Origin of the sequence: Albirhodobacter sp. R86504 (assembly GCF_042466415.1) — a bacterium.
Classification (GTDB): Bacteria; Pseudomonadota; Alphaproteobacteria; order Rhodobacterales; family Rhodobacteraceae; genus Albirhodobacter.
This window is the reverse complement of sequence record NZ_JAXHCH010000003.1, coordinates 12492-37594: the sequence shown is the minus strand read 5'-3', so window position 1 is coordinate 37594 and position 25103 is coordinate 12492. Positions and strand designations below refer to the sequence as shown.

Here is a 25103-nt window from a genome sequence, read left to right as displayed (position 1 = left end):
GGCGTAGGTTTTGACTCGGGCTGTGCGCTTATAATTTGCGCGCGGCCCACATCGCCAAGGATCCCCCCGCCAAGATAACGGCGGCCAAGATCAGCGGCGCTGAATAACTGCCGGTGATGGTCATCAATCGGGCGGTGACAATGGGTGCGAGAATTTGCCCCGCTCCGTAAAGGAGGGTCATGCGCGCCATCGCCGTTCCCTCGCCACCGCGCATCTTTAGCCCGGCAAGCATCAGCGACAGCGATACGATAACGACGAACGTCCCCCCGAACAGGATCGCACAGAGATAGCTGACGATCAGGCCGCCATGGGCGATAAACCCGATCAGCGCGATGATCTGGCACATCATGCAGACCATAAGAACCGGCATCGGCCCGAACCGACGTGACGCAACCGAACCGAGCATCGCCCCGCAGGCATTCGCAATCCCGAGGATCAACCAGACTGTCGCGGCCGCCGATTGCGATTGGCCGCCCGATGTTAGAATATCGACGCAGAAGGTCGCGCCGACGGAATAGCCCCAGCCTGCCGCCAAATACCCAGCCCCGAAAACCCAGAACCAGCGCAGAGCCGTGTTTGATCGCGCCACCGACTGCGCCACCGACTGTCCCGCAGTCTGGTCCGTGAGCGGATCGCCCCTTGGCCTTGCGGGCGGGGCTGATCCCGTGGATGCTCGGGGCGCGGGCGACGGGGTCAGAAACCACGCAATCGGCAACAAGGTCAGCGCTGCCCCCGCGAAAACCTGCCATTGCAGCGCCCAATCCGCCCCCGTCCCGAGCATCAACGGTATAAGCCCCGCCAGCGCGATGCCCACGCCCAACCCCATGAAATGCGGCCCCAGATCGGGCACCCGTTCCGTGCGCCGCAACCAGCCAAGGATGAATTCCGCCGCGAGGAGCATCCCGCCAACGCCGCTCACCCCTCCAAGAAATCGGGAAATCGCCCAGATCCAGACGCTCTGCGTCATGCCCATCATCGCTGTGCTCACCACGGCAAGGATCAGGCACAGACGGAAGATCGACAAGCGCAGCGCGGGCGATTTGATGATCGCAAGCGTCAACGTGCCCAGCAGATACCCCGCGTATATCATCGCCCCGAGCACCCCCGCCGCCTGCGGGGTCAAACCCGCCTGCGCCTGCATGACCGGCAGCAGCGGCGTATAAGCAAAGCGCGCGACCCCGATCGTCAGAAGTTGCGCGGCTATCCCGCCGCAGAAAACGGCGTAGGGGAACGGCAGGCGCATGGGGTCTCTCCTGACAAGGAACAATCTCTATCGGTAGGAGGTTTCTCCGACCGCCTCAATGACGGAAATCAGCGCCGCGCCGATCCGCAATGAGGCGGTTTGGATGCATAAAAATCGTGCGGAGCGTCGCTGTATGCAACCGTATACTATCGACCTTTTGTCGCGTCTCGGCTATGACAGGGCAAACCTCGTCTCAAGGAGCCACCAATGACCGATATCATTTACACCAAAGTGGACGAAGCGCCGGAACTGGCTTCGGCTTCCTTCCTTCCGATTATCCAAAAATTTGCAGCCGCCGCAGGCGTGTCTGTTGGCACCAAAGATATCAGCCTTGCTGGCCGTATCCTTGCGACCTTCCCCGATCACCTCGATGCCGCACAGCGCCAATCGGACGATCTGGCGGAGCTGGGCGAATTGGTGAAAACGGCCGATGCCAATGTCATCAAACTTCCGAACATCTCGGCCTCGGTGCCGCAGCTGGTTGCCGCAATCAAGGAATTGCAATCGAAGGGCTACGCCCTGCCCGATTACCCGGAGGCGCCGCAAACCGACGCGGAAAAAGCCGTGCGCGCGAAATATGACGCGATCAAAGGCTCGGCTGTGAACCCCGTCCTGCGTGAGGGCAATTCGGATCGCCGTGCGGCGAAAGCGGTGAAAAGCTTCGCGCAAAAGAACCCGCACCGGATGGGCGATTGGTCGGCGGACAGCAAAACCCATGTCTCCTCAATGTCGGGCAATGATTTCTTCTCGAATGAAACCTCGGCCACTTTGGCAAAGGATGCGACCGCGAAGATCGTTTTGGTCACCGATGCCGGCGAAACGGTTCTGAAAGACGGGCTGAAATATCCCGCAGGCACGGTCGTCGATGCGACCTTCCTCTCCGTCGCCGCGTTGCAGGAGTTCCTGACCGCCGAGATCGAGAAAACCAAAGCGCAAGGCACGCTGTTTTCGTTGCACATGAAGGCAACGATGATGAAAGTGTCCGATCCGATCATCTTCGGCCATGCGGTGAAAGCGTTCCTCGCGCCGGTGTTCGAGAAGCACGGCGATGCGATGCGCGATCTGGGCGTGAACCCGAATTCCGGCCTTGGCGATTTGCTCGCACGGGTGAAGGGCAATGCGGAAATCATGGCGGATATTGACGCCTGCATGGCCGCGCGCCCGCCGATGTATATGGTGGATTCCGACAAGGGCATCACCAATTTGCACGTCTCGTCCGATGTGATTATCGACGCGTCGATGCCCGCGTTGATCCGCGCTGGCGGCAAAGGTTGGGGCCCGGACGGCAAGGAATCCGACACCAATTGCGTGATCCCGGATAATTCCTACGCGCCGGTTTACGATGAGACGATCAAGTTCTTCAAAGAGAACGGCAAGCTCAATCCCGCCACCGCAGGCACCGTGCAAAACGTTGGCCTGATGGCGCAAAAGGCCGAGGAATACGGCTCGCATCCGACCACTTTCGAGATCCCGCAGGCGGGTGTCGTGAAGATGATCCTCGATGATGGCACCGTGTTGCATGAGCATAAGGTTGAGGCCAACGACATCTGGCGTTCGGCATCGGCCCGCAAAGCCCCGATTGAGGATTGGGTCAACCTTGCGATCGATCGTCAACGTGCGGAAGGCTGCCGCGCGATCTTCTGGCTGGATGCCGCCCGCGCGCATGATGCCGAGCTGATCGCCTATGTGAAACCGATTTTGGAAGCCAAAGGCGTGGCCGATAAATTCGAGATCATGGCTCCCCGCGAAGCGACGCGCGCCTCGTTCGAGACGATCACCAAAGGCGAAAACACCATCGCGATCACCGGCAACGTCCTGCGCGATTACCTCACCGATCTGTTCCCGATTTTGGAACTCGCGACCTCCGCGAAGATGCTGTCGATCGTGAAACTGATGAACGGTGGCGGGCTGTTTGAAACCGGTGCCGGTGGCTCCGCGCCCAAGCATGTTCAGCAGTTGATGGAAGAAAACCACCTGCGTTGGGATAGCCTTGGCGAATTCTGCGCCTTGGGCGAAAGCCTGACCTTCCTTGCCGATACCAAAGGCAATGAAAAGGCGCGCGTGCTGGGCAAGGCCGTGGATACCGCAACGCAAGGCATTCTGGATCACGACCGGTCGCCCTCGCGTAAAGTCGGCCAGCCGGACAACCGCGACAGCCACTACTGGTTCGCGCGCTACTGGGCCGAGGCCCTTGCCGCGCAAACCGAGGATGCCGAACTGGCCGAGCATTTCACACCGGTTGCGGAAGCATTGACCTTGGGTGAGGATAAAATTCTCGCCGAGATCAAAGCCGTTCAAGGCAAGGCTGCGGATTTGGGCGGATATTACCGCACAGATGCGGCGAAAACCGCGGCCGTGATGCGCCCGTCGGCCACGCTGAACGCGATTATCGGCTAAACTCAGCCGCTCAAGATATGAGGCCACGCATCCAATCCGGTGCGTGGCCTTTTTCATAAGCTGCCCTTGCCGCCCATTGATCTTGGGGGGGAATGGTGCCACAAAATCCGCGTCGGTTTCTTTCGAGAATGAAAAGGGAATCCGGTCCAGCTTTGGCTGGTAATCGGAACTGCCCCCGCAACTGTAGGCGAGGAGCGTGCCTCGAACACCACTGGGATCTTCTCGGGAAGGTGGGGCGCGCGTTGATCCGTTAGTCAGGAGACCTGCCGACCTAATGTAACCACGACCGGACGGGGTGTTTCGGGGCGGGAAATCAGCGTGGAGTTCCACGAAATTTCACGTCACGGCCCCGTCACACGGCAATCTGACGGGACGGACCAGATGACCAAACCACTTTCGCGCGCGCTCATCGCGGGCATTTTCGCCTGCGCTTGGGGCCATCACGCCTCCGCGCAAGAGACGCGCTATCCCCTGACGCTGAGCAATTGCGGCACGCAGATCACCTTTGATGCGGCCCCGCAAAGCACCGTCGCGGTTGGGCAAGCCGCCACGGAAATCCTCTATCTCTTGGGGCTCGCGCCGAAAGTTTCTGGCACCTCCGTTTGGTTCAGCGCCGTTATGCCGCGTTTTGCACAGGTGGACGCCACGATCCCGCGCCTGGCCGATAACGACCCGAGCTTCGAGAGCGTCGTCGCCCAAAAGCCTGATCTCGTCGTCGCGCAATATGAATGGCATGTCGGCCCGACGGGAAGCGTCGCGACGCGCGAGATGTTCCACGATCTCGGGATTGGATCGTATATCCTACCTGCGGATTGCGACGCGAAAGATAATTCTACGGGCGGCGACGGTTTGCGCGTCGGCGCGTTCGACACCGGATCAGTTTACAAAGGCATCCGCGAGCTTGCGCAGATCTTCAACGTGCCCGCCGATGGCGATGCCTTGATCGCAGAGCTGAAAGACACGGAAGCGAAGGCGATTGCGCGCGCGCAGGCCCTTGATCTGCCCGATGATCTGTCGGCGGTTTTCTGGTTCTCCTCGGCGGATACGCAGGTTGATCCGTTCGTCGCAGGGCAGCTCGGCGCGCCAGGATATATGATGGATGCGCTCGGCATCACCAATATCGTGCAATCGGATGAGGAATGGCCGACCGTTGGGTGGGAAACCATCGCAAAGAGTGACCCCGATGTGATTGTCATCGCGAAGATGGATCGTCGTCGCCATGCCGCCGATGATGTCGCGCAAAAACTGGCCTTCTTGCGCAGTGATCCTGTTGCCAGCCAGATGAAAGCCGTGATTGAGGGGCGGATCATCGAGATGGACGCCCACGCGATGGATGCCACGGTGCGGTCGATTTACGCGCTGGATGATCTGTCCTCGGCCCTCGCCGCGATGGATTTGCGGTGAGAACAGCCGCCGCCTTCTTGCCACATCAGGGCGCGCGCCCTTTGGTGATGCCTCTCGCGATGATGGCGGCGGTGTGCGGCGCGGTGCTGATCGGCACCGCCATCGGGGAGACGTCTTTGCCGCTGCGCACGGTGATCCAGACCTTGGCAAACCACCTGCTGGGCGCGGAATTCACCGTAGACCGGATCGATGCGGGCATCATCTGGAGCTACCGCCTCCCGCGTGCGCTCGTCGCGGCGGGTTGCGGCGCGGGGCTTGCGCTGACGGGGGTCGTTTTACAGGCGTTGCTGCGCAATCCGCTGGCCGATCCGTATCTGATGGGCCTCTCGGCGGGGGCGTCGACCGGAGCAGTTCTGATCAGCGTCGCAGGGGTTGGCGCGACGGGCTTCGGGCTATCAGCCTTCGGCGTCTCGTCGGACATGATCACCATGTCGGCTGGCGCGTTGATCGGCGCGCTCCTCGCCTTTGGCTGCGTTGTTGCCCTCGCCCATGCCGTCGGCAGCGGCGGATCAGGCGGATTGACGGGCGGCGGTCGCGGCACGCAAGCCGCCGCCGCAATTATCCTCGCGGGCATCGCCAGCTCGCAATTGTTCCACGCCTTAACCGCCTTCATCATCGCGCGCTCGGCCAATGCCGAACAGGCGCGCGGCATCTTGTTTTGGCTCATGGGGAACCTGTCGGGCATCCGGTGGGAGGATGTCGCGCCCTGCCTGATCGTGACCGTGATTGGTTCGGCGCTGTGCCTGTGGCATCGCCGCGCGCTGGATGCGTTCACCTTCGGGGCCGATAGCGCCGCCGCTTTGGGGATCAATGTGCGCGCGGTGCGCGGCGTGTTGATCACCACCACCGCTGTGATGATTGGTGTTTTGGTGTCGAAAGTCGGCTCGATCGGGTTCGTCGGCCTCGTGATCCCGCATGCGATGCGCTTTTTGGTCGGCACACGGCATGATCGGCTCGTGCCAGCTTCGGCCTTTGCGGGCGCGGTGTTCTTGATTGCGGCGGATGTGATCTCGCGCATCTTGATACCCGGGCAAGTCCTGCCGATTGGCGTCATCACAGCACTTGTCGGCGCACCCGCCTTCGCTTTGATCCTCATTCGCGGCGCCCGCCGATGAGTTTGAGCGCACAAAACATCGGCGCGCGCCTGCACCGCACCGACATCATCCGCGATGTTTCGCTTGGTCTCAATGAGGGCGAGCTTTTCGGCCTGATCGGGCCGAACGGATCGGGGAAGACCACGTTGATGCGTTGCCTCGCGGGGCTGCATAAACCCAGCACGGGCACGGTGCGCCTGCGCGGCACGCCGCTTGACAAAATCCCTGCGCGCGAGCGTGCGCAGCTGATCGCCTTCGTTGAGCAACAGGCGGATACGACCGACCGGTTAACCGTGACACAAGCGGTCGGTTTGGGGCGCACACCTTTCCTGTCGCCGCTGCGCGGATGGGGCGCTCAGGACGAAGCGGCCGTGCAATCCGCGCTGGAGGCTGTCGAGATGACGGGCCTGCGCCACCGCTTGTGGCACACCCTTTCGGGCGGCGAACGCCAACGGGTGCATATCGCCCGCGCCCTCGCCCAGACGCCCGAAATTCTGGTATTGGACGAGCCGACGAACCATCTCGATATCCGGCATCAATTGGGGCTGATTGCGCTGGTTCAGAGCCTGAACATCACCCGCATGATCGCCCTGCATGACCTCAATCAGGCAATGATCTGTGATCGAATCGGCGTTATGCAGGCTGGCAATTTGGTGGCAGTTGGCGCACCTTGCGAGGTGTTGAACGAGGCGTGTCTCCGCGATGTTTTTGGCGTCGCGGCAATGCGCGTGCCCGCGCCGGATGCGTCAGGCGGCATGCGGCTACATTTCTCGCACGCGCTGTGACGCGCGTTGCCACCGTCAGGAGACCCTATGACAGAGCCGCTTTTCCCGCCCCGACCGCCCGTGATGATCGCCACCGACCACGGCGACTACCCGATCCACCGGATTTTCTGCGTGGGCCGGAATTACGCGGATCACGCCGCCGAAATGGGGCATGAGGTCGACCGCGAGGCGCCGTTCTATTTCATGAAAGATGCCTCAAGCCTTGCGCCTGATGGCCCCCTGCCCTTTCCGCCTGGCACGCAAGATTTGCATCATGAGGTCGAACTTATCGCCGCCCTCGACGCGGATCTTTTCAACGCGGATACCGCGCAGGCCGCGCGGGCGGTTTGGGGCTACGGCGTTGGCTTGGATATGACGCGGCGCGATTTGCAAGCGCAAGCGAAGGACAAACGCCGGTCTTGGGATCTGGGCAAAAACTTCGAGAATTCCGCCATTCTCGCGCCGCTGACCGATGCGGCAACCTTCGGGGACATCGGCACGCAGGCGATCACGCTCGCGGTAAATGGCGAGATGCGCCAAACCTCCGACCTCTCCAAAATGATCTGGTCCGTGCCCGAAGTTATCGCGTATCTGTCGCGGTATTATCACCTTACCGCAGGCGATATCATCATGACCGGAACGCCTGCGGGTGTTGGGCCCGTGATTGCGGGCGACGTTATGACGGCGCAAATCGACGGGCTGGCGCCGTTGGAGGCGCGGTATCTCGCGTAAGCGGGCCGGATCTTGCGTTCGGGAGGCGACGAAAAAGATGGCCTCGCCCTGCGCGATATGGTTTTGCAAAGGGGCGCGGTAATTGCGGCGCGACCTGATCGGACAGCGCAGGGCAAAAGATGAAATATTTAAAAACTCTCGGCATTGATGCCTACATGATTTTACTCTTGGTGACGGTGGCTTTCGGGGTCGTGCTCCCCGCCAGCGGCGCACCCGCAGAGATCTTGGGCTATGTTACCTATTGGGCGGTGTCGCTGCTGTTCTTTCTCTATGGCACCAAGCTCAGCCCCGCCGCCGTGCGCGACGGTTTCATGAATCTGCGCTTACAGGGGCTGGTGCTCGGCGCGACATTCGTCCTGTTTCCGGTGATCGGGCTGATATTTGCTGGCGTTTTCGGCTCCATTCTGGGCTCGGCGCTCAGCTTGGGCTTGTTGTTCCTCGCGGTGCTTCCCTCAACGGTGCAATCCTCCATCGCCTTCACCTCGATCGCGAAGGGGAATGTGCCCGCGGCGATCTGCGCGGCGTCTGTATCCAATTTGATCGGGGTGTTCCTGACCCCTGCGCTGGTCGCGCTTTTGCTGCATCAAGATGGTGGCGCGGTGCGGTTGGATGCCGTGATCAAGATTGGCGTGCAGATCCTGTTGCCCTTCGTTTTAGGACAGCTGCTGCGCGGCCTCATCGGCCCGTTTATCGCCCGCCACAGCATCGTGACGAAAGCCGTCGATCGCGGATCAATCCTGCTGATCGTCTATTCCGCCTTCAGCGCGAGCACGGTCGCCGGGCTGTGGAATGATATTTCAACGGCAAGCCTTGCGAGCTTGATCGCGATCACCTTGCTCTTTCTGGCCGTTATTATGGGCGCGGTCTCGCTTTTTGGGCGGCTTTTCGCCCTCCCGGCCGCAGATCGCCTCGCGCTGTTTTTCTGCGGGTCGACCAAAAGCTTGGCCAGCGGATTGCCGATTGCGGCCGCGATTTTCCCCGCCGATCAAATCGGCGCAATCGTCTTACCCGTCATGATCTACCACATGGCGCAATTGCTGGTCTCGGCCTATGTCGCGCAGCGCTCCGCCTGAGCTTCGGACAGAGGCCCCGCGTTTTGCCCCTTGGCAAACTGGGCGGCCTCAAATTGCGATAGAAACACCTTGCCCGAAAGTTCGGACAGGAAATGTGCCTTCATCAAGCGATCCATCACCGGCCCTTTGACCTCCGACAAGTGCAGCCGCACATCCATCTCATGCAGGCGCGCATTGATCATTTCCAAGGACTCAAGCGCGCTCAGATCAATGTCGTTCATCGCGGAACAGAGCAAAATCACGTGTCGCACGGCCTTGTCGCGCGCGACGCGATCATAAATCTTGTCCTCCAAATAGCGCGCATTCGCGAAGTAGAGGCTTTCGTCCAGACGCAGGGTGACGACATGGGGATCGGTAATCACCTCATGGCGCAGGATGTTGCGGAAATGCTCTGTGCCGGGGACGCGGCCGACTTCGGCCACATGGGGTTTCGAGCTTTTGTAAAGATGCAGCAGGATTGACAGGCCAACGCCTGCCGACACGCCCGCCTCAACCCCCGCCAAAAGCGTGATGATAATTGTCGCGAGCACGGCGGCGAAATCCGCCTTGGAGAATTGCCAGCTGCGTTTGAGGATCGAGAAATCGACGAGGCTAAGAACCGCCACGATGATGGTCGCGGCGAGGGTCGCCGTTGGCAGGAAATAGATCAAAGGCGTCAGGACAAGCGCCGCAATCGCCAGACCGATTGCGGTGAACGCCCCCGCCGCCGGAGTTTCGGCGCCCGCATCGAAATTCACCACCGACCGCGAAAACCCGCCCGTCACCGGAAAGCCGCCCGTCAGCGCCGCGCCGATATTGGCCGCCCCGAGGCCGATCAACTCCTGATCGGGATCAATCCTTTGTCGTTTTTTCGCGGCCAAAGTTTGCGCCACGGAGACGGATTCCACAAACCCGATGAGCGAGATCAAAAACGCGGGTACCAGCAACTGCATGATCAGATCGGGCGACACAGATGGCATCGTGAACGGCGGCAGGCTTTGAGGCACCGCCCCCACGATCTTAACGCCCCGCTCCGCCAGATCAAACGCCCAAGCCAGATAGGTCGTCGCGAACACCACCACAACCGGACCAAGCTTGACCAGCACATCCGCCAGCGTCCCGCGCAGGCCGAGCCGATGGAGCAGCGGCTTTAACCCTTTACGCACCCAAAACAAAAACGCCGTGGCGCCAAGCCCGATCGCGAGCGTAATCGGATTGGTCTGCGGCACGTGGCGCAGCAGATCAACGATCAGCTCGACCAAACTATGCCCGTCCGCCGAAACACCGAGAATATGTTTGATCTGGCTTGCCGCGATCAGAATGCCTGATGCGGTGATGAAGCCCGCAATCACCGGATGCGATAGGAAATTGGCAACAAAACCGAGGCGGAACACCCCCATCGCCACCAAGATAATCCCCGATAGGCCCGCCAGCGACAGCGCCGCCACAGCATAACCCATCGTGCCTTGCGCGGCGATATTGCTCAGCGCCGCCGCCGTCATCAACGAGACGACGGCAACCGGCCCCACCGCCAAAGCGCGGCTGGTCCCGAAGACGGCATAGAGCATGATCGGAACGATCGACGCGTAAAGCCCTGCCTCGGGTGGTAACCCCGCAAGCAAGGCATAGGCCAGTGATTGCGGGATCAGCATAATCGTCACGATAATCGCGGCGATGACATCATTGGTCAAAGCGGCGCGGTTATACGCCCGACCCCACGTCAGGATGGGAAGGTAGCGTGCGAAAGATCGGTTCATTCAAGTCTCGCTGTACTGTGCGACATTGTGTGGGCGAGAGAGGCGTTACAGCCCGTTGACCGGAACTTTAAGCATCGGCCGGCCATCCTTATCGCGCGGCACCTCGCCCGCCCGCATGTTCACTTGCAAGGAGGGCAGGATAAGTTTTGGCATCGCGAGCGTCGCATCGCGCTCGGTGCGGAACTTGATGAAATCCTCGCGCGATGTGCCGCCGCCGACGTGAATATTTTCGGCTTTTTGCGCGGCCACGGTCGTTTCCCACTCAACCTGACGGCCGTTGGGCCCATAATCGTGACACATGAACAGGCGCATCTCGTCGGGCAGCGACAAAACCTTCTGGATACTATCGTAAAGCTGGCCAGCATCCCCGCCCGGGAAATCCGCGCGCGCCGAACCACCGTCGGGCATGAACAATGTATCGCCCGCGAAGGCGGCATCGCCAATCACATGCACCATACACGCAGGCGTATGACCCGGGGTGAACATGGCAAAGCCCTGCATCCCGCCAATCATATAGGTCTCGCCATCCTTAAACAGCGCGTCGAACTGCGATCCGTCGCGTTGGAATTCCGTGCCTTCGTTGAACACTTTGCCAAATGTTTCCTGCACGACCATGATCTTTTCCCCGACGCCAATCTTGCCGCCGAGACGCTCTTGCAGGTAGGGCGCCGCGCTCAGGTGATCGGCGTGAACATGGGTTTCGATAATCCAATCCAACGTCAGACCGCGCTGTTCAACCTCCGCAATCAAAGCATCCGCATGATCGTAGGTGATGCGCCCCGAAGCATAATCGATGTCCATCACGCTATCGATAATCGCGCAATGCTGGCTGTTCGGGTCCTTCACCAGATAGGTTATTGTATTGGTCGCCGCGTCGAAATGCGCGGAGACTTCAGGTTTCACAGTCATATTAACAGGGTAGTCCATCTCAAATCTCCTTTCGATCATAGGGGCTTGGCAGTCGCAGGGGCCGCCTCACGCCGCCGAACGGCGCGACATCATGGCTTGCGCCCATTTTGCGGCCAAAATCCCCGCGATCAGCGCCGCAGCGAAAATCAGGACGGGCGTCTCGCCCGTGCCCAAAGCGGGTAGCGCACCCCCCGGGCAAAAGCCCGCGATGCCCCAGCCGATGCCGAACACGGCAGATCCCGCGATGAGCGGCAGATCGATATCCTTGCGGGTCGGCAGTTGGAAACCGCGCCCGAACACGGGCGCCGGACGTTTAAGTACAGTGCGATAGCCAAAGAACGTGACCACCACCGCGCCGCCCATCACGAAGATGAGGCTCGGGTCCCACGTCCCCGCGACATCGAAAAAGTTCAGAACTTTGGCCGGGTTTGCCATTCCGGAAATCGAGATGCCGATCCCGAAGACAAGGCCGATGAGGTAAAGTGCAACAAGCCGCATCGCTCAAGCTCCCAATACATGGCGCATCACGTAGACCGTGATGAACGTGGTGATCATGAACGTCAGCGTCGCGATGATGGACCGCGTCGAAAGCCGCGCCATGCCGCAGACGCCGTGACCCGATGTGCAACCCGATCCGTAAGTGACGCCAACCCCGACCAGCGCACCGCCGATGACGAGCATCGCGGTTGAACTTGGCACCTGCACCGCAGGCATCTCGCCGGTGACGAGCTTGACCGCGATCGGCCCAGAGATCATTCCCGCCAGAACCACCGCACGCCAAAGCCAATCCGCGCGGTCGGTTGGCCGCAATACCCCTGCGAGAATGCCCGTCGCGCCCATCACGCGCCCAACGGTCGCCATCAAGAGCACCGCCGCGATGCCGATGAGCACCCCGCCGCCGAGCGATTGAAACGGTGTAAAGGTTGTTTCGATCATAGTTTGCACGTCCGGATTCCGAGGATGCGGTAAAGCGGGCAGAAGCGCATCGCGGAGGTCGCGATCAGCACGAGGCCGACAATCACAGACACCGCCGTGGCCGCGCCCGATGCGAAGAGTGCCATGCCGCTGACGAAGGGCAGCGCGATGAGAACCAAGCCGATGAGGATGCGCAGGGCGCGATCAAGATTTCCGACATTCGCAGTCATGATGAGTCTCCTTCTGAGTTGCCCCAAAAGTAACGCGTATCGCGCGGCGGTTCTGTAACTTTGTCACCAAGCCTGCATTTTTACGAAACGCAGATCATGCGCCTTGATGCGCAAGCTGGTCCAACGCCTCCCGCGCGAGCAATGTCACCTGACCGCGCGATTGGGCGATCCAGCCGCGGCGCTGGAACTCTTGTAGCTGGCGCGAGATCACTTCGCGCGCGGTGCCCAACTCAACCGCTAGATTTTGATGCGTTGTCGCGATCTCGTCGGAGCCATTCGACAGAGCAAGCAACCGATCCGCCAGCCGCACATCAAGCCGTTGAAAGGCGACCTCGTCGATGATCAGGAACAAATCGGTGATGCGTTTGGAAAACGCCGCGAAGACGAAGCTGCGAAACGCTTTGGAACGCGCAACGAGATCGTCAAACACCTCCCGCGGGACGGCCGCCGCGACGACCTCGGATTCGGAAATTCCTTCGGCGGCGTAATCCTCATACGCGAGAAGGCAAGCCGTTGTTAAAACACAGCTTTCTCCCGCATGGATGCGATAGAGAACAATCGAATGCCCCGTCTCGGAGACTTGTTGGACCCGCACCGATCCGTGCAAGAGAAACAGCATGTTCTCAGGCGATTTGCCCGGCCCGAAGATTGTGGCTCCACTCGGCACCGTCAGGATTTTGCTCCGCGACAGCAAGAGCTCCTTGACCTCGGAATCAAGCCGCGAAAGGCCGGCAAAGCGATCAACCCACGCAGCGTCTCCCCCCGTGGGCGAGGGCGATACAGGCGGGGTGGCGGGATCGTGTGAGGGCATCGGCTTTCTTTCAGGGCGGCGCGCCCCGCCGTTAGGTGTATCCTTGGCCCCTGCCCCGTCAAGCCGTTAACGCCCTCGCGCCGTCGCAAAGCGCTTGCCTTTGCGGCTTCTCGCCAACGCGGCTTTCGGATCAGATCGAGGCGTTTCTATTTTGTGCCAATCATCGTAGACTGAGAAAAAACGATATGAGGAGAGCATGATGCGCCAATCGACCTTGAAAGCAGCGCCGCGACGGGGCGCCGTCGCGCTGCTCGGCGCTTTGATGATCTGCGCGTCCATTGCGCCGGCCTTCGCCAAAGACACATGGCGCGGACGCTATGAGGTCTACGGCGTGGAGGGCGAGGATATGCTGAAGATGCGCGCGGGGCCGGGCACAGGATATGTGGTCATCGTCGGCCTGCCAAATGGCACGGAAGTGCGCGTCGACAAATGCGAGCAGATCGGCGCGACGCGGTGGTGCAGCATCTCGTTAGAACGCGCGCGCGGCCTGAAAGGCTACGTGTCATGGGCTTACTTGCGCGAGCTTTAAGCAAGCCGCGCAAGAGATCGGCCAGAGAGGTGCGCTTTGATGATCAGCCCGTCATCCCCAGCCGCGCGGCAACATCCCCCCGCACGGTATCGGTCAGCGATTTCGCCCGCGTCTCCGACCCTGATTGGGCGTAGATACGAAATTCGGGCGCGTTGCCAGACGGACGCAAGTGGACGACATCGCCCTGCTCAAAATCTACGCGCAATCCATCGGTCAGATCGACGCGCGAGATGACGCCGTAGGGGGCGAAAAATGCGGCACGTGCATCCGCATCCTCAATCAATTGCGACAAAAACACCCCCGCCTTCTCGCGATCGATCTCTTGCAGACGGTCGGCGGCGGTGAAACACGCCGGCAAATCCGCGACCAATTCGGCCATTGAACGCCCCGCTTGCCGCGCGGCATAGAGCGGCGCGATGATCGGCAACATGCAATCGCGCGTGGGCAGGGCAGATAGCGGGCCATTGATCTGGGCATCAAAGCCGAGAAGGAACCCGCCATTGGCCTCAAACCCGATGCAACGGGCGGCAGGATCTGTCGCCTTCTCCATTTCCGCAATCACGAAGGGCGACCCGATCCGCGTTAAAACCACAGTCTCGAATTCGGGGCACCGGCGCACCATGTCATTGGACGAGACCGGCGTGACCACAGTTTTCGCCGCCAGAACGCGGGCGGTAAGCACGCCCAGCACATCGCCCGCGATCACTTTGCCTGTCGCATCCGTCAGCAAGGGGCGATCTGCGTCGCCATCCGTCGACGCGACGCCGTCGAGCTGATGCTCCGCGCACCACGCGACCAACATCGCACGCGTCTGCGCATCGACGGCCTCCGTATCAACGGGGATGAACACATCCGAATGCCCCAAGGATACGACCTGCGCGCCCAAGCCCCGAAGAACACGCTCCATCGTGTCACGTGCGACGGACGAGTGGCGATAGACGCCAATCCGCAGACCGGTCAGCGCCCCGGCCCCGAACCCCTCGATATATCGTTGGACATATAGCGGCTCTGCCTCGGCGAGCGCGGTGCGCGTGCCCGCAACGCCCCCCCCGCGGCGCGTGCCTGCGCGATAGGCGGCGGTGATGGCAAGCTCGTCCGCTTTGGAAATCTCGCCCTCCGGCACATAGAATTTGAGGCCGTTGCGGTCGGCGGGGATATGGCTCCCCGTAACCATGATCGCGGCTGCCCCTGCCCCCATCGACGCCAACGCCAACGCAGGCGTGCCGATCGCGCCACAATCGACGACATCAACGCCCGCCCCTTGTGCCGCGCGGCAAATTACATCGGCAATCTCCGGCGAAGACGGGCGCAAATCGCGCGCCACAAACAACCGGTCGCATGTCGGGCGGGTTGCCAAAAACGCCTGAACATACTGCGTGACGAGATCATCCGTCAGCTCGGTGACAAGGCCGCGCAGACCGCTGGTGCCGAAGGAGGGGGCCATGGGAAAACCTTTCCGGTAAGTCTCTTAAAAGCTGTTCTGGTGTAACACTATTCGCGGCACTTCACATAATTATGTAACAGCGCCGCGAAAAAAGCTGTTCGCGATCATATCTCTTTCGCAGGCCCCAACAACGCCTCAATCGCGAGTAACGCCTGTTCGGCCACGTCCGCATCAACGGGGGACCCTTTCAGGCGGATCGACCAGCCCTGCGCATCTTTCACGGTCTGCGCGGTGATCCCATTGGCAAGCGTGACCTCCCTGCCCTCCCCCGTCGGGGTTTTCGGGCGCCCGCCACGGCTCGGCGCGGGAACGGAGGGCGTCAGCGCCTTGATCGCCGCCTCGATCAACTGTGCCTCTTGCTCGGCGGTCTCGGGGGTTTGCTGGGCCAAGGCGTCGCGCAAGGCGGCCTCATTGCCCTCGCGCAGTGCGGCGGCGAGTTTAAGACCGTCGCGTTCTTTAAGCTGTTCGGGGAAGGTCAGCATATCCCCCAGCTCCTCGAAAATCAGCGCAAAGGAACGGATTTTGGACCGCTTCGCCTTGGAGGCGACGGGGAACAAACCATTGACGGCGGCCTCGGTGGTGGCGAATGCGCCTTGCTGACTTGCGATGACGGCGATCCGGCCGCGCTCAAAATGGCTCAGCGCCGCGCGGATTTCGTTTTCCTCGACCATCGCGGCAAAAGTGCCGCCCATCTCCGCCGGCTCTCGAACCAAAGCCTTGATAGTATTGAACTTATCGGAACTATCCCCCTGCCCGTTCAAGGCTTGGGTCGCGCGGTAACGCCGATACCCCGACAAAAGCCCATAGCGATAGCCCTTGGGATGATCCCGCAAGATGAAAACCTCGACCGGCAGGCGCAAGCCATTCGCCGCGATCGATGATTGTAGCTCCTCCATCTCGGCGGGGTTGAGCGCGACACGGTCACGCACCAGCGCATCGGCGTCGATCTCGCTAAGCGGGATCTCCGCGATCACCAGCCCCTTGCTCTGTGCTCCGCGCATCCGCTCTGCATCGGCGCGGTCTCTCGCGGCCTCGGCGCGGGCCTCATGAGGGCGCGGATCATAGCCGCTGGCCGCTTCGGCCGCGACTTGCGCGATGGGGGCTATGGTCGGGGCACGCGCTGCGGTTTCGCTGCGAAACTCCTCCTCATAGCGGTTGAGATCATCCGCGGAGGGCGCCTCCAGCTTTCTACGTTTTGCCATTCGTTAGCCCTCCTCTTTCGATGCGTTCATCATTTGCAAATCGCGCCACCACGTCCCCAAGATCACCTCTTTGACCTCGGCCCATGTGCGATCAAACGTCTCGCGGCCGCGCACATAAGTGTCGCGGTTAAAATCGCGGTAATCCGTCTCGTAGATGCCAGAGACTTGCTCGCCGGCCTGCCCGACCATTGCCGTCACTTCCTGCCGGTAGGTGGTCATGAAATCGCCGAAATAAGCTTGCACGACATTCGCGAGATCGGTTTGCTGGGCGGCATCAAAACGTGTGATCAACGCGCGCACGGCATCCCATTCAAACCGCATCTCCGGCAGGCCATCCGCCCGGCGAATCCGGTTCTCGCCCTCCTCGATCGAGGAGAATGTCGAATAGATCATATCGAAGAACCGGCCGGTGGAATCAAATTCCAGGAAGCTCGCGCCCAAAGGCACCAGCAAGATATCCGCCGCGGCAAGGGCGTTGATTGTCAGATAGCCAAGCGCGGGCGGGGTATCGAGGAAGATCATATCGTAATCTTCGAGCAAGCCGCCGTCATTCAACGCATTCGACAACGAATCCCAAAGCGCCCACGACTTCAACTGCATCCGCCAGACGGGAACTTGGAACTCCGCCCAGTAAAGATTGAGTTGCGCCCCGATGAGATCAATATTGGGCCAGTGGGTTTTCTGAACAAGGTTTCGCGGCGAAACCTCCAGCGCCTCCGTTAAGGTTTCGTCAAACGGGAACAATGGCTGACCCGCCGCCGCACGCACCTTGTTCTCCGCCTGGAGGTTCAATGCGTAATCGCGCGCCATCAGCGGAAAGACGGTCTCCCATTCATCCGCTACGGTGCCGCCAAGAATCGAGGTCATTGACCCTTGGCTATCAAGGTCGATCACCAAAACCTTGTAGCCATCCAGCGCCGCAGACATCGCCAGATGCGCAGCAGTCGACGTCTTGCCGACACCGCCTTTGAAGTTTGCCACCGCAACGACCTTCGCAGGCAGACCCTCGGGCCGCCAAGCGCGGTACTCGCGATCTTTCGCGCCTTCCTCTGCAAAATGATCCCGCAATCGCAAGATATCCTCCAAGGTAAACCACTTGGAGCCCCCCTCGCCTTCGCCTTGCGGCAGATCCTCATGCGCTTTGAGAACACGGCGTAGATGCGCAGGGTTGACGGGGATCAAATATTTGCAGACTTCCCAAGTGGAAAATTTGCGCAGCCGCTTCTTACCGTCGGGCGCATACCCCCGCTTTGCGAGATCGTCACGTCCGCGAGCAACAAAGGCGGCGGCTTTGGCAAAGCGCGCCGTGTTGATCGGTTCGGCCAATGTCTTGGCAGCGGCTGCGGGATCGATGTTGAAATATGGCGGGAGATCCGCTTTGTTCAACGAGCTTGGTTTACCTGTCATGATACCTCTGCATGTACGCCGTTTCGCGCGATGTTGTGAGTTTTATCGCACATCGCTCCCCGCTTGTGAATCATCTTGTCAGATAACCGCTCAATTTGAGAAAACAGCGGCGGATGTTTAAGTTTATTTATGAGAATTTAGAATCTTTCGGTCGATAATATACGTTATATTTCAGCGACATAAGTTCTCTTAGGTACCCGTTATCAGGCTGAGAGGTGACCGGCTACGGGTCCAAAGGTACCTGAATTCGGGATTGAAGGTATCGATTCGCAGGGCAGGGGGGCTGTGTCTGTCCCGTAGACACTGTTTGCTGCGCTTTAGGGTCTATTTCCAACGAATCGGGTTTCATGGATTCGGGAGAGCGGGATCCGCCATCCTGCAAACGGGTCCCTTAAGGTGGCGCGCGGGGGCTTAGGTACCTGTTTACGGGTGGGGCATATAGGTGCCAAATGAACCGTTGATCGTGGATACCTCATCGCGGATACTGGCACCAGTTGAGGGGGCGGCGAGTCGCAGCGCGCGTGCTTGCGTGAGGCCACACCCATCCAGACCCCGCAGAGGGTTAGCAGAGCAGGCAAGGATATTTGATGGACGAGATCCCGAGAGATCAGCTGACCGGTTCGCTGCGTCGTGGCGCGGTTAAGAAGAATGTCGCGGCGATTCATGTGTCAGGCAAACTCACATTGTTGCAACGCAAACTCTCCAATGTGCTGCTGCTCAACGCCTATGACACGCTCACGAGTCAGGCCGTGCACCAGATCGACGCGCGCACTTTAACGATGATGATTGGCTATAACTCAAACGATATGGATACGCTGAAACAGTCTCTACGCGGGCTCGCAGAGACTGTTGCGGAATGGGATATGCTAGATGCGGATGGGCGACAGGAGTGGGGGGTCTCGTCGCTGTTGAGCTATGCGAAGCTGAAGGGCGGTGTGTGTGAATACGCCTATTCGCCGGCTTTGGCAGAAAAGTTGAACGATCCGAAGGTTTTTGCGCTGATCAACCTCAATATACAACGCCGCTTCACCAGCGGTCACGCTTTGGCGCTGTACGAGAATTGCTATCGTTTCGTTCGGACCGGCTCGACGGGGTGGTGGTCTCTCGATCTGTTTCGGCGGCTGATGGGCGTCGCAGACAGTCCCTATTACGAGGTTTTCAAGCATCTCAACGCCAAGGTGATCAAGCCTGCGGTGGCAGAGGTGAACAAGACATCGAACATCGTCGTGACGCCTGAGACCCGTAAGATGGGCCGGACCGTGACCGATATCCGCTTCAAGATTGCCGAAAACCCCCAGCTCTCGATCCTTGATCTGGACGATGGCGAGGGGCTGCGCAGCTCGGCTGTTTATGCGCGGCTTATCGCCTTGGGGGTCAGCGATCGGCTTGCGCGGCAATGGGTGAAAGAACACGGCGAGGATTACGTGCGCGGTCAGCTTGATTACGTCGCGGGGCAGGGCGGCGTGAAGAACGCGGTTGGGTATTTGACGGCGGCGTTGAAAGAGGGCTTTGGCAAGGATGAGGAGGTTTCGCCGCGAAACCCCGCCGCGTTGCGAAGCACCGCGCCCGTCAGTGAACGTGGCAAGCAGCTGGCAAAGGTGCGCGACCTTGCCGCGAGCCGCAGCCCAACCCAGCGCGACGCCGACAAACGTCTGTTCATGTCAAAACTGGAGGGCGCCGCGCGCGATGATTTTGAACGTCACGGCTGGATGTCCGCTTTAAACGCCAAGGCGATTCAAGCGTTTTGGGATGATCTGGTGCCAGGCGCGTTTGAGGATACCGCAGGCTAAAGGGTGGTATGGGCGGCCGTCGGTCGACACGGCCGCCCATCGTTTTAACGCACGCAGCGAACGAGGTTATCAGGCCGGTCGATATCGCAAGCGTTGATCGAACACGTGTCTTCCTCGGTCAGGGCCTGCCCCGTCAACGTCTTGATGGAGGAGCGTTGCGCCCCGGCGCCGTGCCAATCGGTATACTCCGTCTGGTCACCCGATTTGCTGAGTGCGCGACCAAAGACGATCACATTCGCATGGCTTTTGATGTCGCCAAAGGTTGTGCTGGTCCAGAAATCGAGCGTCTCGGAGTCTTGCGTAGTGCCGAAAATCGGATCAATCGCGGGAATGCTGGTGCGGTCGTAATCGACGATGCTTTGCAGCGCTTTGCTATCGGGCAGGTGCCAATCCCCGTGGCCGCCCAAATCCAGCGCCTCGCAATAGGCCATGGCATCGGCCCATTCGCGGCGCGTCCCGTCATCGGATTGCTGCCACATGAGGCCGGTCGCCGTATCCGTCACCGTGCCATCACCATTATCGGTAAATTCGTTCACGCCGTAAACGCCCGCATCCCCCGCCACGCAGCGCAGGAAGTTGCCCGGCGCTTTGCCGTCGCCGGTGGGCAGGCCGCTCGTCGCGGACGGGGCGCCCGTGTAGAAATCGAGGCCCGTGCCGTAGGATTTGATATGCCCGTCTGCAAAGTTAAAGCCGAACGCGCCTTGATTGCGGCCGTTGATGACGGGGCCTTTCACATGCAAGGTGCTGCTCCAATATTGACCTGCGAAAATCATTGGTCCGTCAGGGTACGCGAAATCGAAAGCCTCGGTACCAAGATAGGGGCGGGGCTCGCCCTCCTCCGGCCGTAGCAACTCGCCGCGGAAATCTGCCAAGGAATACAATTCTTTGATCGACGGCATCCGCCAGTCCGTGCGTCCGCCGAGATCGAGGGTCTCGCAGGCCGCCAACGCATCGGCATATTGCAGGCGGTCGCTGGTCGGCGTTTTTTGCCACAGGAGGCCCGTCACATTGTCGGTCACGGTGCTGTCGCCGTTGTCGGTATAATCGGCAGGGGTGCGGATGTCTTGCGCGTCTTGGCCATACAGCGCATGGCCCGCCGCAGGGCAGTTGATCACATCGCCCATAAGATCAAAGCAACGATCCTGCATCGTATCGACGAGCGGATATGTCAGGTCTTGCGCGGCGCCCGACTGCGCACCGAGGAGCAGCGCAGCGAGGAGAGTTAGCTTGGTCATTTTATCTTACTCAATTATTTGAACATTACGGGGCTTCCCGCCTTGCTAAGCCGCCGAGCGCCGTGTCGCATTGTTTCAGATCAAATCCCGAACGAGGGCCTGCTGCATATGGCGATGAGGGTAGGCGCGCGCTCGCGGACCTCATCGGCGGCCTTCATCGTACGGCGCCTTTATACGCCGGTCCGGCGTGTTTCCGTCGATGCTTTTGGGCCTGCGGCGGAAAAACCCGCATCGGCACGTTGGATCGTAACCGAGCGATTGACCCGCGTTCGGATTTGCGCGTTAACACGTCCTGTTCGCTTGCGCAGGCCTGCGCGGGGCGGACTGGCAGCAATGAAGAGGGTTGGTCGAATGATGAACGTGAACGCAATTCTGCGCCGCATGGAGAGCTTTCTCGCGGCATGTCTGGTGTTGTGTCTCCTGACATATCCCGCCGCCGCGCATCAAACCGAGCCAGCCGTGATAACCGTCTCTGTTGAGGCGGAACAGGTTGAAATTTCGGTGCGTGACGCACTCGAACCGATCCTCGCGATCTCCGTGGTCAATCCCCGATCCGCTGTTGATGCGGATGCGGTGAACGCGCTCTATGCAACCCTGCGCGCGAAATCGCCGGCGGAATTGGAGGCGGCGGTGCGCGCAGATTGGGCCGCGATTGCGGATAAACTTAAGATTTACGCGGGCGATACACGGCTTGATCTCACTTTGGGCGCGATCGCGGTGCCCGAGGTCGGAGACCCGCAGCAGCTCAGGATCAGCAGTTTCACACTCACAGCGCCGTTGCCCGCCGATGATACCCCCGTTGTTTTCTCGTGGCGGGCGGATTTCGGGCCTGTGAGCCTGCAGCAAACAGACAGCGCCGACGAGAGTTTCACCGAATTGCTGCAAGGCGGGCAGGTCAGCCAACCGATGCAACGCACCGGCCCCACGCGAGAGCCGGCGGCAAAGCTATTCGCGCGGTTCGTTGTCTCGGGGTTCGAGCATATCGTGCCAAAGGGCATGGATCACATCCTGTTCGTCCTTGGTCTTTTCCTATTCTCGTTGCGTCTCAAGCCGATCCTCGCGCAAGTGACCGCCTTCACGTTGGCCCATAGCATCACATTGGCTCTGGCGAGTCTGAAAATCGTGACCCTCCCCGCGAGCGTGGTTGAGCCGCTGATCGCGATTTCGATCGTCTACGTGGCGGTTGAGAACATCGTCTTTGGCCAGAGGGGCACCGTTTCGCCCGCGCGGATTGCGGTCGTGTTTGCGTTCGGGTTGCTGCACGGTTTGGGGTTCGCCTCGGTGCTCAGCGATGTCGGGCTGCCGTCGGGCCAGTTTGTGATCGGCTTGCTCGGTTTCAACGTCGGCGTAGAATTGGGCCAGCTGTTCGTGATCCTGATTGCGGCTTGCGTGCTTGGTTTGCCGTTTGGCAACAAACCTCTGTATCGGCGCTTTATCGTCATCCCGTGCTCAACCGTGATCGCTTTGGTCGGCTTATGGTGGGCGATTGAACGCGTCTTCCTGTAGCGGCGTCGCGCGATTTCGGGTGGATTGGCGCGCGGCCTTGTTCAACATCCGCGCAATGTCGGGCGCGGCTAACAAAGATCTATGGCCCCGAATCGCCTCGGGGCGATAGCGCACGGCTTGAAAGCGCGCTGCGTTGTGGCGTGAGACTTTACATCCTCGGTTTGGCGCGGGCCAATCGCGCCAAAATGGTGTATATTTATCACATCTAATCAACCCGCAGCAATGACCGCGCGCGCGCCCAACGGAGGCGCGGAAACGCGAGGCATGAGCGCCTAGTGGTGGGATTCAGGGCTGGATTTGGGCCTGATCTTGCACAATGGCGCAGGCCGCCCGCCATTTGGCGCACTTGCGGAAACAGTCGTTTTAAATAAGCGCGCATGAATAATCAGGGGGTATTTTCATATTAGACATTCATACAACTATGAGTAATTGAAGGATTCTTCTGATGCTCGTTGACAGGATGTGAATGTTCACTTCTAATTAACGAATATTAATAAGTGGCGACTTTCCTCATCAGGGTGTTGCTAATGGGTTTGTCGAAATTTTGAATTAAAATGTGCAGGCGTTAATATATCCGGATTTGAGATTAATTGACGCTGACCCCTCTGTAAAAGCCCGTTTCAGGGCGACCTTGACGAGTTACGGGAGCAATTGCTCCGAAGTTTCCCCTCTCTCCGCACTGCGGAAAACTTCGAAACACGTATCAAAGGTAGTTTATCATGAGCGTCGAACTCACCGGAACAAATAGCTTTTATGCTTTTAACGGCTCGGTCGCATCTTTGCAGGCTGGCGGTTTACTCTCGACCAGTCTTTTGAACTCGGGCTCCACGGGGCAAACTGGCACGCTGACGGATAATGACGGCCAGATTGGCCCGAATGAATCAACGCCGACGACATTCTCTTTGGGATCGGGCGCGCCGCAAGAGATCACCTATCTCGGATCCGGGACGGTATCGTTGATCGGGCTCGCAGGGCTCGAGGTTTTCCCGCGCAGTGTCATGGCGTTTTCGGTTGGTGATCCCGCGCAGATCTACCTCTATGCGCCCAACGGTTTACCGCCGCTCTCCGGCGTTTCGATCAACTTCAATATCGATGCGACTGCGACCTACACGCTCCCGACGACCGGTCCGGATGGTGAGGTAAACGGCCTCGACGGCGCCGAGACGATGACGGTTGGCTACAGCGATCTGCAAGGCGACGTGATAACGAATAATGCCGATACGATCTTTGGAAACGGCGGCAATGATTTCATCGGCGCGGGCGGCGGGAATGACGTCGTTGACGGCGGCTTGGGCAATGACACGATCAACGGCCAGGATGGCAACGATACGATCAGTGGCGGTGAGGGCGACGATTCTATCGTGGGCGCAAACGGTGCGGATTCCCTGCTGGGCGGCGATGGCAACGATATCATGGGCGGCGACGCGGGCAATGATACGCTGATCGGCGGCGCGGGGAATGATAGCCTCTATGGCAACGCCGATAACGACAGCGTGAGCGGCGGCGACGGCAATGACATCGTCAGCGGTGGATCGGGCAATGACGTTCTGTCGGGCGGCGCGGGCAACGATATCATGGGCGGCGAGCTTGGCACCGATGTGATCGATGGCGGCGAGGGCACGGACACCTATTACTCCGTGATTTCGACGCCGATCACCGCCTCGATCGACGATAGCGGAAACGGCACAGTGACCGCGACAGGCAGTTCCGATACGGTCACCTCTGTGGAGCGCTACATCGCCACGGAAACCGCCACGGGCGTCGATTCCATCACTCTGACCACGGCTGTGAACCTATCCGACATCACAGGCATCGATGACGGCACGGAAGACGGCCAGACCGCAGGCACGTTCACCACCGCGAATGGCACGGTGATTGCCTTTGGCCCGTCCGAGACGCTGAGCTATGATGATATCATCAACAATCTCGATACCGGCGTTTACGGCAGCGGCACGTTCAATATCACGAGCGGCGACGAGACAGGTCAGGTTGGTAATATCTCGTTCCAGAATTTCGAGAATGTGACTTTCTCGGTTGTCTGCTTTGCGCGCGGCACCAAGATCGCAACGCGCAAAGGCGAGGTCCCGATTGAGGATCTGAAGGCGGGCGATTACGTGATGACGATGGATAACGGGTTCAAACCGCTCGTTTGGATCGGCGGTCGCAAACTCGATTTGATCGATCTGACGCAGCATCCCAAACTGCGCCCGATCCGCATCTCTGCCGGGGCGTTGGGCGGTGATTTGCCCGTCCGTGATTTGATCGTCTCGCCACAGCACCGCGTTCTTGTGCGGTCGGTTGTTGCGCATCGGATGTTTGGCGAGCGTGAAATTCTGGTGCCTGCGGTTAAGCTTCTGGGGCTGGACGGAATTGATGTGGTGGAGGACGCGCAGGAGGTCGAATATTTCCACATGCTGTTCGACCAGCATGAGATCGTGTTCTCGAACGGCGCCGCAACCGAGAGCTTGTTCACAGGGCCGGAGGCGATGAAATCCATCGCGCCCGAGGCACGTGCCGAAATCAATGCGCTGTTCCCCGAGATCATGGAGCCCGATTTCGTGCCGGTTCCTGCGCGGTATATTCCGCAAAAGGGGAAGCAGATGCGCAAATTCGCCGATCGCCTGCAAAGCAACCGTAAGGTCCTGTTCGAGGTTTAAGGGCGGGACGCGGGGGTTCCCGCGT

Annotated in this window: 21 protein-coding genes and 1 riboswitch; of the genes, 10 read left to right on the top strand and 11 right to left on the bottom strand. The window is 59.9% G+C overall.

Annotated elements, in window-relative coordinates; all coding sequences use genetic code 11:
* Positions 1 to 28: 28 nt before the first annotated feature.
* The gene (locus tag SJY32_RS15810) at positions 29 to 1243 is read right to left on the bottom strand and encodes a YbfB/YjiJ family MFS transporter (RefSeq protein ID WP_376877922.1); all 1215 of its coding nucleotides are present in this window, start codon (positions 1241 to 1243) and stop codon (positions 29 to 31) included.
* 207 nt (positions 1244 to 1450) lie between these two features.
* On the opposite strand from SJY32_RS15810, the gene SJY32_RS15805 reads away from it, so the two are divergent.
* From SJY32_RS15805 to SJY32_RS15780, 6 genes are all read left to right on the top strand, one after another.
* Positions 1451 to 3640: an NADP-dependent isocitrate dehydrogenase gene (locus SJY32_RS15805; protein ID WP_376877919.1), complete on the top strand. Its 2190-nt coding sequence runs from the start codon at positions 1451 to 1453 to the stop codon at positions 3638 to 3640.
* A gap of 96 nt (positions 3641 to 3736) precedes the next feature.
* A riboswitch (cobalamin riboswitch) is annotated at positions 3737 to 3926 on the top strand.
* 95 nt (positions 3927 to 4021) lie between these two features.
* Positions 4022 to 5044 carry an ABC transporter substrate-binding protein gene (locus SJY32_RS15800; protein ID WP_376877916.1) on the top strand — a complete coding sequence of 341 codons (1023 nt, stop codon included), beginning with the start codon at positions 4022 to 4024 and terminating at the stop codon, positions 5042 to 5044.
* On the top strand, positions 5041 to 6159 hold the full coding sequence (locus SJY32_RS15795) for a FecCD family ABC transporter permease (protein WP_376877913.1): 1119 nt from the start codon (positions 5041 to 5043) through the stop codon (positions 6157 to 6159). The genes SJY32_RS15800 and SJY32_RS15795 overlap by 4 nt, the downstream gene beginning before the upstream one ends.
* The gene (locus SJY32_RS15790) at positions 6156 to 6923 is read left to right on the top strand and encodes an ABC transporter ATP-binding protein (RefSeq protein WP_376877910.1); all 768 of its coding nucleotides are present in this window, start codon (positions 6156 to 6158) and stop codon (positions 6921 to 6923) included. The genes SJY32_RS15795 and SJY32_RS15790 overlap by 4 nt, the downstream gene beginning before the upstream one ends.
* 27 nt (positions 6924 to 6950) lie before the next feature.
* Positions 6951 to 7634 (top strand): fumarylacetoacetate hydrolase family protein, encoded by a 684-nt coding sequence (locus tag SJY32_RS15785; RefSeq protein ID WP_376877907.1) that lies wholly within the window; start codon positions 6951 to 6953, stop codon positions 7632 to 7634.
* A gap of 119 nt (positions 7635 to 7753) precedes the next feature.
* Complete coding sequence (locus tag SJY32_RS15780) at positions 7754 to 8707, top strand: bile acid:sodium symporter family protein (RefSeq protein ID WP_376877904.1); 954 nt, start codon at positions 7754 to 7756, stop codon at positions 8705 to 8707.
* Here SJY32_RS15780 and SJY32_RS15775 read toward each other — a convergent pair.
* The 6 genes from SJY32_RS15775 to SJY32_RS15750 form a co-directional block, all read right to left on the bottom strand.
* The gene (locus SJY32_RS15775) at positions 8683 to 10443 is read right to left on the bottom strand and encodes a SulP family inorganic anion transporter (protein ID WP_376877901.1); all 1761 of its coding nucleotides are present in this window, start codon (positions 10441 to 10443) and stop codon (positions 8683 to 8685) included. The two genes, SJY32_RS15780 and SJY32_RS15775, sit on opposite strands and share 25 nt — an antisense overlap.
* 45 nt (positions 10444 to 10488) lie before the next feature.
* Positions 10489 to 11370: an MBL fold metallo-hydrolase gene (locus SJY32_RS15770; RefSeq protein ID WP_376877898.1), complete on the bottom strand. Its 882-nt coding sequence runs from the start codon at positions 11368 to 11370 to the stop codon at positions 10489 to 10491.
* Between the two features lie 48 nt (positions 11371 to 11418).
* Complete coding sequence (locus tag SJY32_RS15765; protein ID WP_376877895.1) at positions 11419 to 11850, bottom strand: DUF6691 family protein; 432 nt, start codon at positions 11848 to 11850, stop codon at positions 11419 to 11421.
* A gap of 3 nt (positions 11851 to 11853) precedes the next feature.
* A complete protein-coding gene (locus SJY32_RS15760) occupies positions 11854 to 12288 on the bottom strand; it encodes a YeeE/YedE family protein (protein ID WP_376877892.1) in 435 nt (144 codons plus the stop codon).
* The gene (locus tag SJY32_RS15755) at positions 12285 to 12497 is read right to left on the bottom strand and encodes a DUF2892 domain-containing protein (protein WP_376877889.1); all 213 of its coding nucleotides are present in this window, start codon (positions 12495 to 12497) and stop codon (positions 12285 to 12287) included. The genes SJY32_RS15760 and SJY32_RS15755 overlap by 4 nt, the downstream gene beginning before the upstream one ends.
* Before the next feature lie 94 nt (positions 12498 to 12591).
* Positions 12592 to 13308 carry a Crp/Fnr family transcriptional regulator gene (locus tag SJY32_RS15750; RefSeq protein ID WP_376877886.1) on the bottom strand — a complete coding sequence of 239 codons (717 nt, stop codon included), beginning with the start codon at positions 13306 to 13308 and terminating at the stop codon, positions 12592 to 12594.
* Between the two features lie 262 nt (positions 13309 to 13570).
* Between SJY32_RS15750 and SJY32_RS15745 the strand changes: the two genes are divergently transcribed.
* Entirely contained in the window at positions 13571 to 13837 is a 267-nt protein-coding gene (locus tag SJY32_RS15745) for an SH3 domain-containing protein (RefSeq protein ID WP_376878323.1), read from the top strand.
* A 43-nt stretch (positions 13838 to 13880) separates the two neighbouring features.
* Here the strand turns inward: SJY32_RS15745 and SJY32_RS15740 are convergent, their stop codons facing one another.
* The 3 genes from SJY32_RS15740 to SJY32_RS15730 all read right to left on the bottom strand — a co-directional run bounded on the left by SJY32_RS15740 (position 13881) and on the right by SJY32_RS15730 (position 17890).
* Positions 13881 to 15281, bottom strand: coding sequence for a phosphomannomutase (locus SJY32_RS15740; RefSeq protein WP_376877883.1), 1401 nt, complete (start codon positions 15279 to 15281; stop codon positions 13881 to 13883).
* A gap of 104 nt (positions 15282 to 15385) precedes the next feature.
* A complete protein-coding gene (locus SJY32_RS15735) occupies positions 15386 to 16483 on the bottom strand; it encodes a ParB/RepB/Spo0J family partition protein (protein WP_376877880.1) in 1098 nt (365 codons plus the stop codon).
* A 3-nt stretch (positions 16484 to 16486) separates the two neighbouring features.
* A complete protein-coding gene (locus SJY32_RS15730) occupies positions 16487 to 17890 on the bottom strand; it encodes an AAA family ATPase (protein ID WP_376877877.1) in 1404 nt (467 codons plus the stop codon).
* Between the two features lie 587 nt (positions 17891 to 18477).
* On the opposite strand from SJY32_RS15730, the gene SJY32_RS15725 reads away from it, so the two are divergent.
* Positions 18478 to 19680 carry a replication initiation protein gene (locus SJY32_RS15725; protein ID WP_376877874.1) on the top strand — a complete coding sequence of 401 codons (1203 nt, stop codon included), beginning with the start codon at positions 18478 to 18480 and terminating at the stop codon, positions 19678 to 19680.
* Positions 19681 to 19724: 44 nt separating this feature from the next.
* On the opposite strand, the gene SJY32_RS15720 is transcribed toward SJY32_RS15725, so the two are convergent.
* On the bottom strand, positions 19725 to 20915 hold the full coding sequence (locus tag SJY32_RS15720) for a DUF1566 domain-containing protein (protein ID WP_376877871.1): 1191 nt from the start codon (positions 20913 to 20915) through the stop codon (positions 19725 to 19727).
* A gap of 351 nt (positions 20916 to 21266) precedes the next feature.
* Between SJY32_RS15720 and SJY32_RS15715 the strand changes: the two genes are divergently transcribed.
* Positions 21267 to 22421 (top strand): HupE/UreJ family protein, encoded by a 1155-nt coding sequence (locus SJY32_RS15715; RefSeq protein ID WP_376877868.1) that lies wholly within the window; start codon positions 21267 to 21269, stop codon positions 22419 to 22421.
* A gap of 719 nt (positions 22422 to 23140) precedes the next feature.
* A complete protein-coding gene (locus tag SJY32_RS15710) occupies positions 23141 to 25078 on the top strand; it encodes a Hint domain-containing protein (protein ID WP_376877865.1) in 1938 nt (645 codons plus the stop codon).
* The last annotated feature ends 25 nt before the right edge of the window (positions 25079 to 25103 follow it).

Bases quoted from the DNA above. Each gene is read 5' to 3' on its own strand.
- SJY32_RS15775 (WP_376877901.1), bottom strand. From the start codon at position 10,443: ATGAACCGATCTTTCGCACGCTACCTTCCCATCCTGACGTGGGGTCGG.
- SJY32_RS15810 (WP_376877922.1), bottom strand. From the start codon at position 1,243: ATGCGCCTGCCGTTCCCCTACGCCGTTTTCTGCGGCGGGATAGCCGCG.
- SJY32_RS15725 (WP_376877874.1), top strand. From the start codon at position 18,478: ATGGACGAGATCCCGAGAGATCAGCTGACCGGTTCGCTGCGTCGTGGC.
- SJY32_RS15760 (WP_376877892.1), bottom strand. From the start codon at position 12,288: ATGATCGAAACAACCTTTACACCGTTTCAATCGCTCGGCGGCGGGGTG.
- SJY32_RS15785 (WP_376877907.1), top strand. From the start codon at position 6,951: ATGACAGAGCCGCTTTTCCCGCCCCGACCGCCCGTGATGATCGCCACC.
- SJY32_RS15765 (WP_376877895.1), bottom strand. From the start codon at position 11,850: ATGCGGCTTGTTGCACTTTACCTCATCGGCCTTGTCTTCGGGATCGGC.
- SJY32_RS15770 (WP_376877898.1), bottom strand. From the start codon at position 11,370: ATGGACTACCCTGTTAATATGACTGTGAAACCTGAAGTCTCCGCGCAT.
- SJY32_RS15790 (WP_376877910.1), top strand. From the start codon at position 6,156: ATGAGTTTGAGCGCACAAAACATCGGCGCGCGCCTGCACCGCACCGAC.
- SJY32_RS15805 (WP_376877919.1), top strand. From the start codon at position 1,451: ATGACCGATATCATTTACACCAAAGTGGACGAAGCGCCGGAACTGGCT.
- SJY32_RS15750 (WP_376877886.1), bottom strand. From the start codon at position 13,308: ATGCCCTCACACGATCCCGCCACCCCGCCTGTATCGCCCTCGCCCACG.
- SJY32_RS15755 (WP_376877889.1), bottom strand. From the start codon at position 12,497: ATGACTGCGAATGTCGGAAATCTTGATCGCGCCCTGCGCATCCTCATC.
- SJY32_RS15745 (WP_376878323.1), top strand. From the start codon at position 13,571: ATGATCTGCGCGTCCATTGCGCCGGCCTTCGCCAAAGACACATGGCGC.
- SJY32_RS15730 (WP_376877877.1), bottom strand. From the start codon at position 17,890: ATGACAGGTAAACCAAGCTCGTTGAACAAAGCGGATCTCCCGCCATAT.
- SJY32_RS15780 (WP_376877904.1), top strand. From the start codon at position 7,754: ATGAAATATTTAAAAACTCTCGGCATTGATGCCTACATGATTTTACTC.
- SJY32_RS15800 (WP_376877916.1), top strand. From the start codon at position 4,022: ATGACCAAACCACTTTCGCGCGCGCTCATCGCGGGCATTTTCGCCTGC.
- SJY32_RS15720 (WP_376877871.1), bottom strand. From the start codon at position 20,915: ATGACCAAGCTAACTCTCCTCGCTGCGCTGCTCCTCGGTGCGCAGTCG.
- SJY32_RS15710 (WP_376877865.1), top strand. From the start codon at position 23,141: ATGAGCGTCGAACTCACCGGAACAAATAGCTTTTATGCTTTTAACGGC.
- SJY32_RS15715 (WP_376877868.1), top strand. From the start codon at position 21,267: ATGATGAACGTGAACGCAATTCTGCGCCGCATGGAGAGCTTTCTCGCG.
- SJY32_RS15740 (WP_376877883.1), bottom strand. From the start codon at position 15,281: ATGGCCCCCTCCTTCGGCACCAGCGGTCTGCGCGGCCTTGTCACCGAG.
- SJY32_RS15735 (WP_376877880.1), bottom strand. From the start codon at position 16,483: ATGGCAAAACGTAGAAAGCTGGAGGCGCCCTCCGCGGATGATCTCAAC.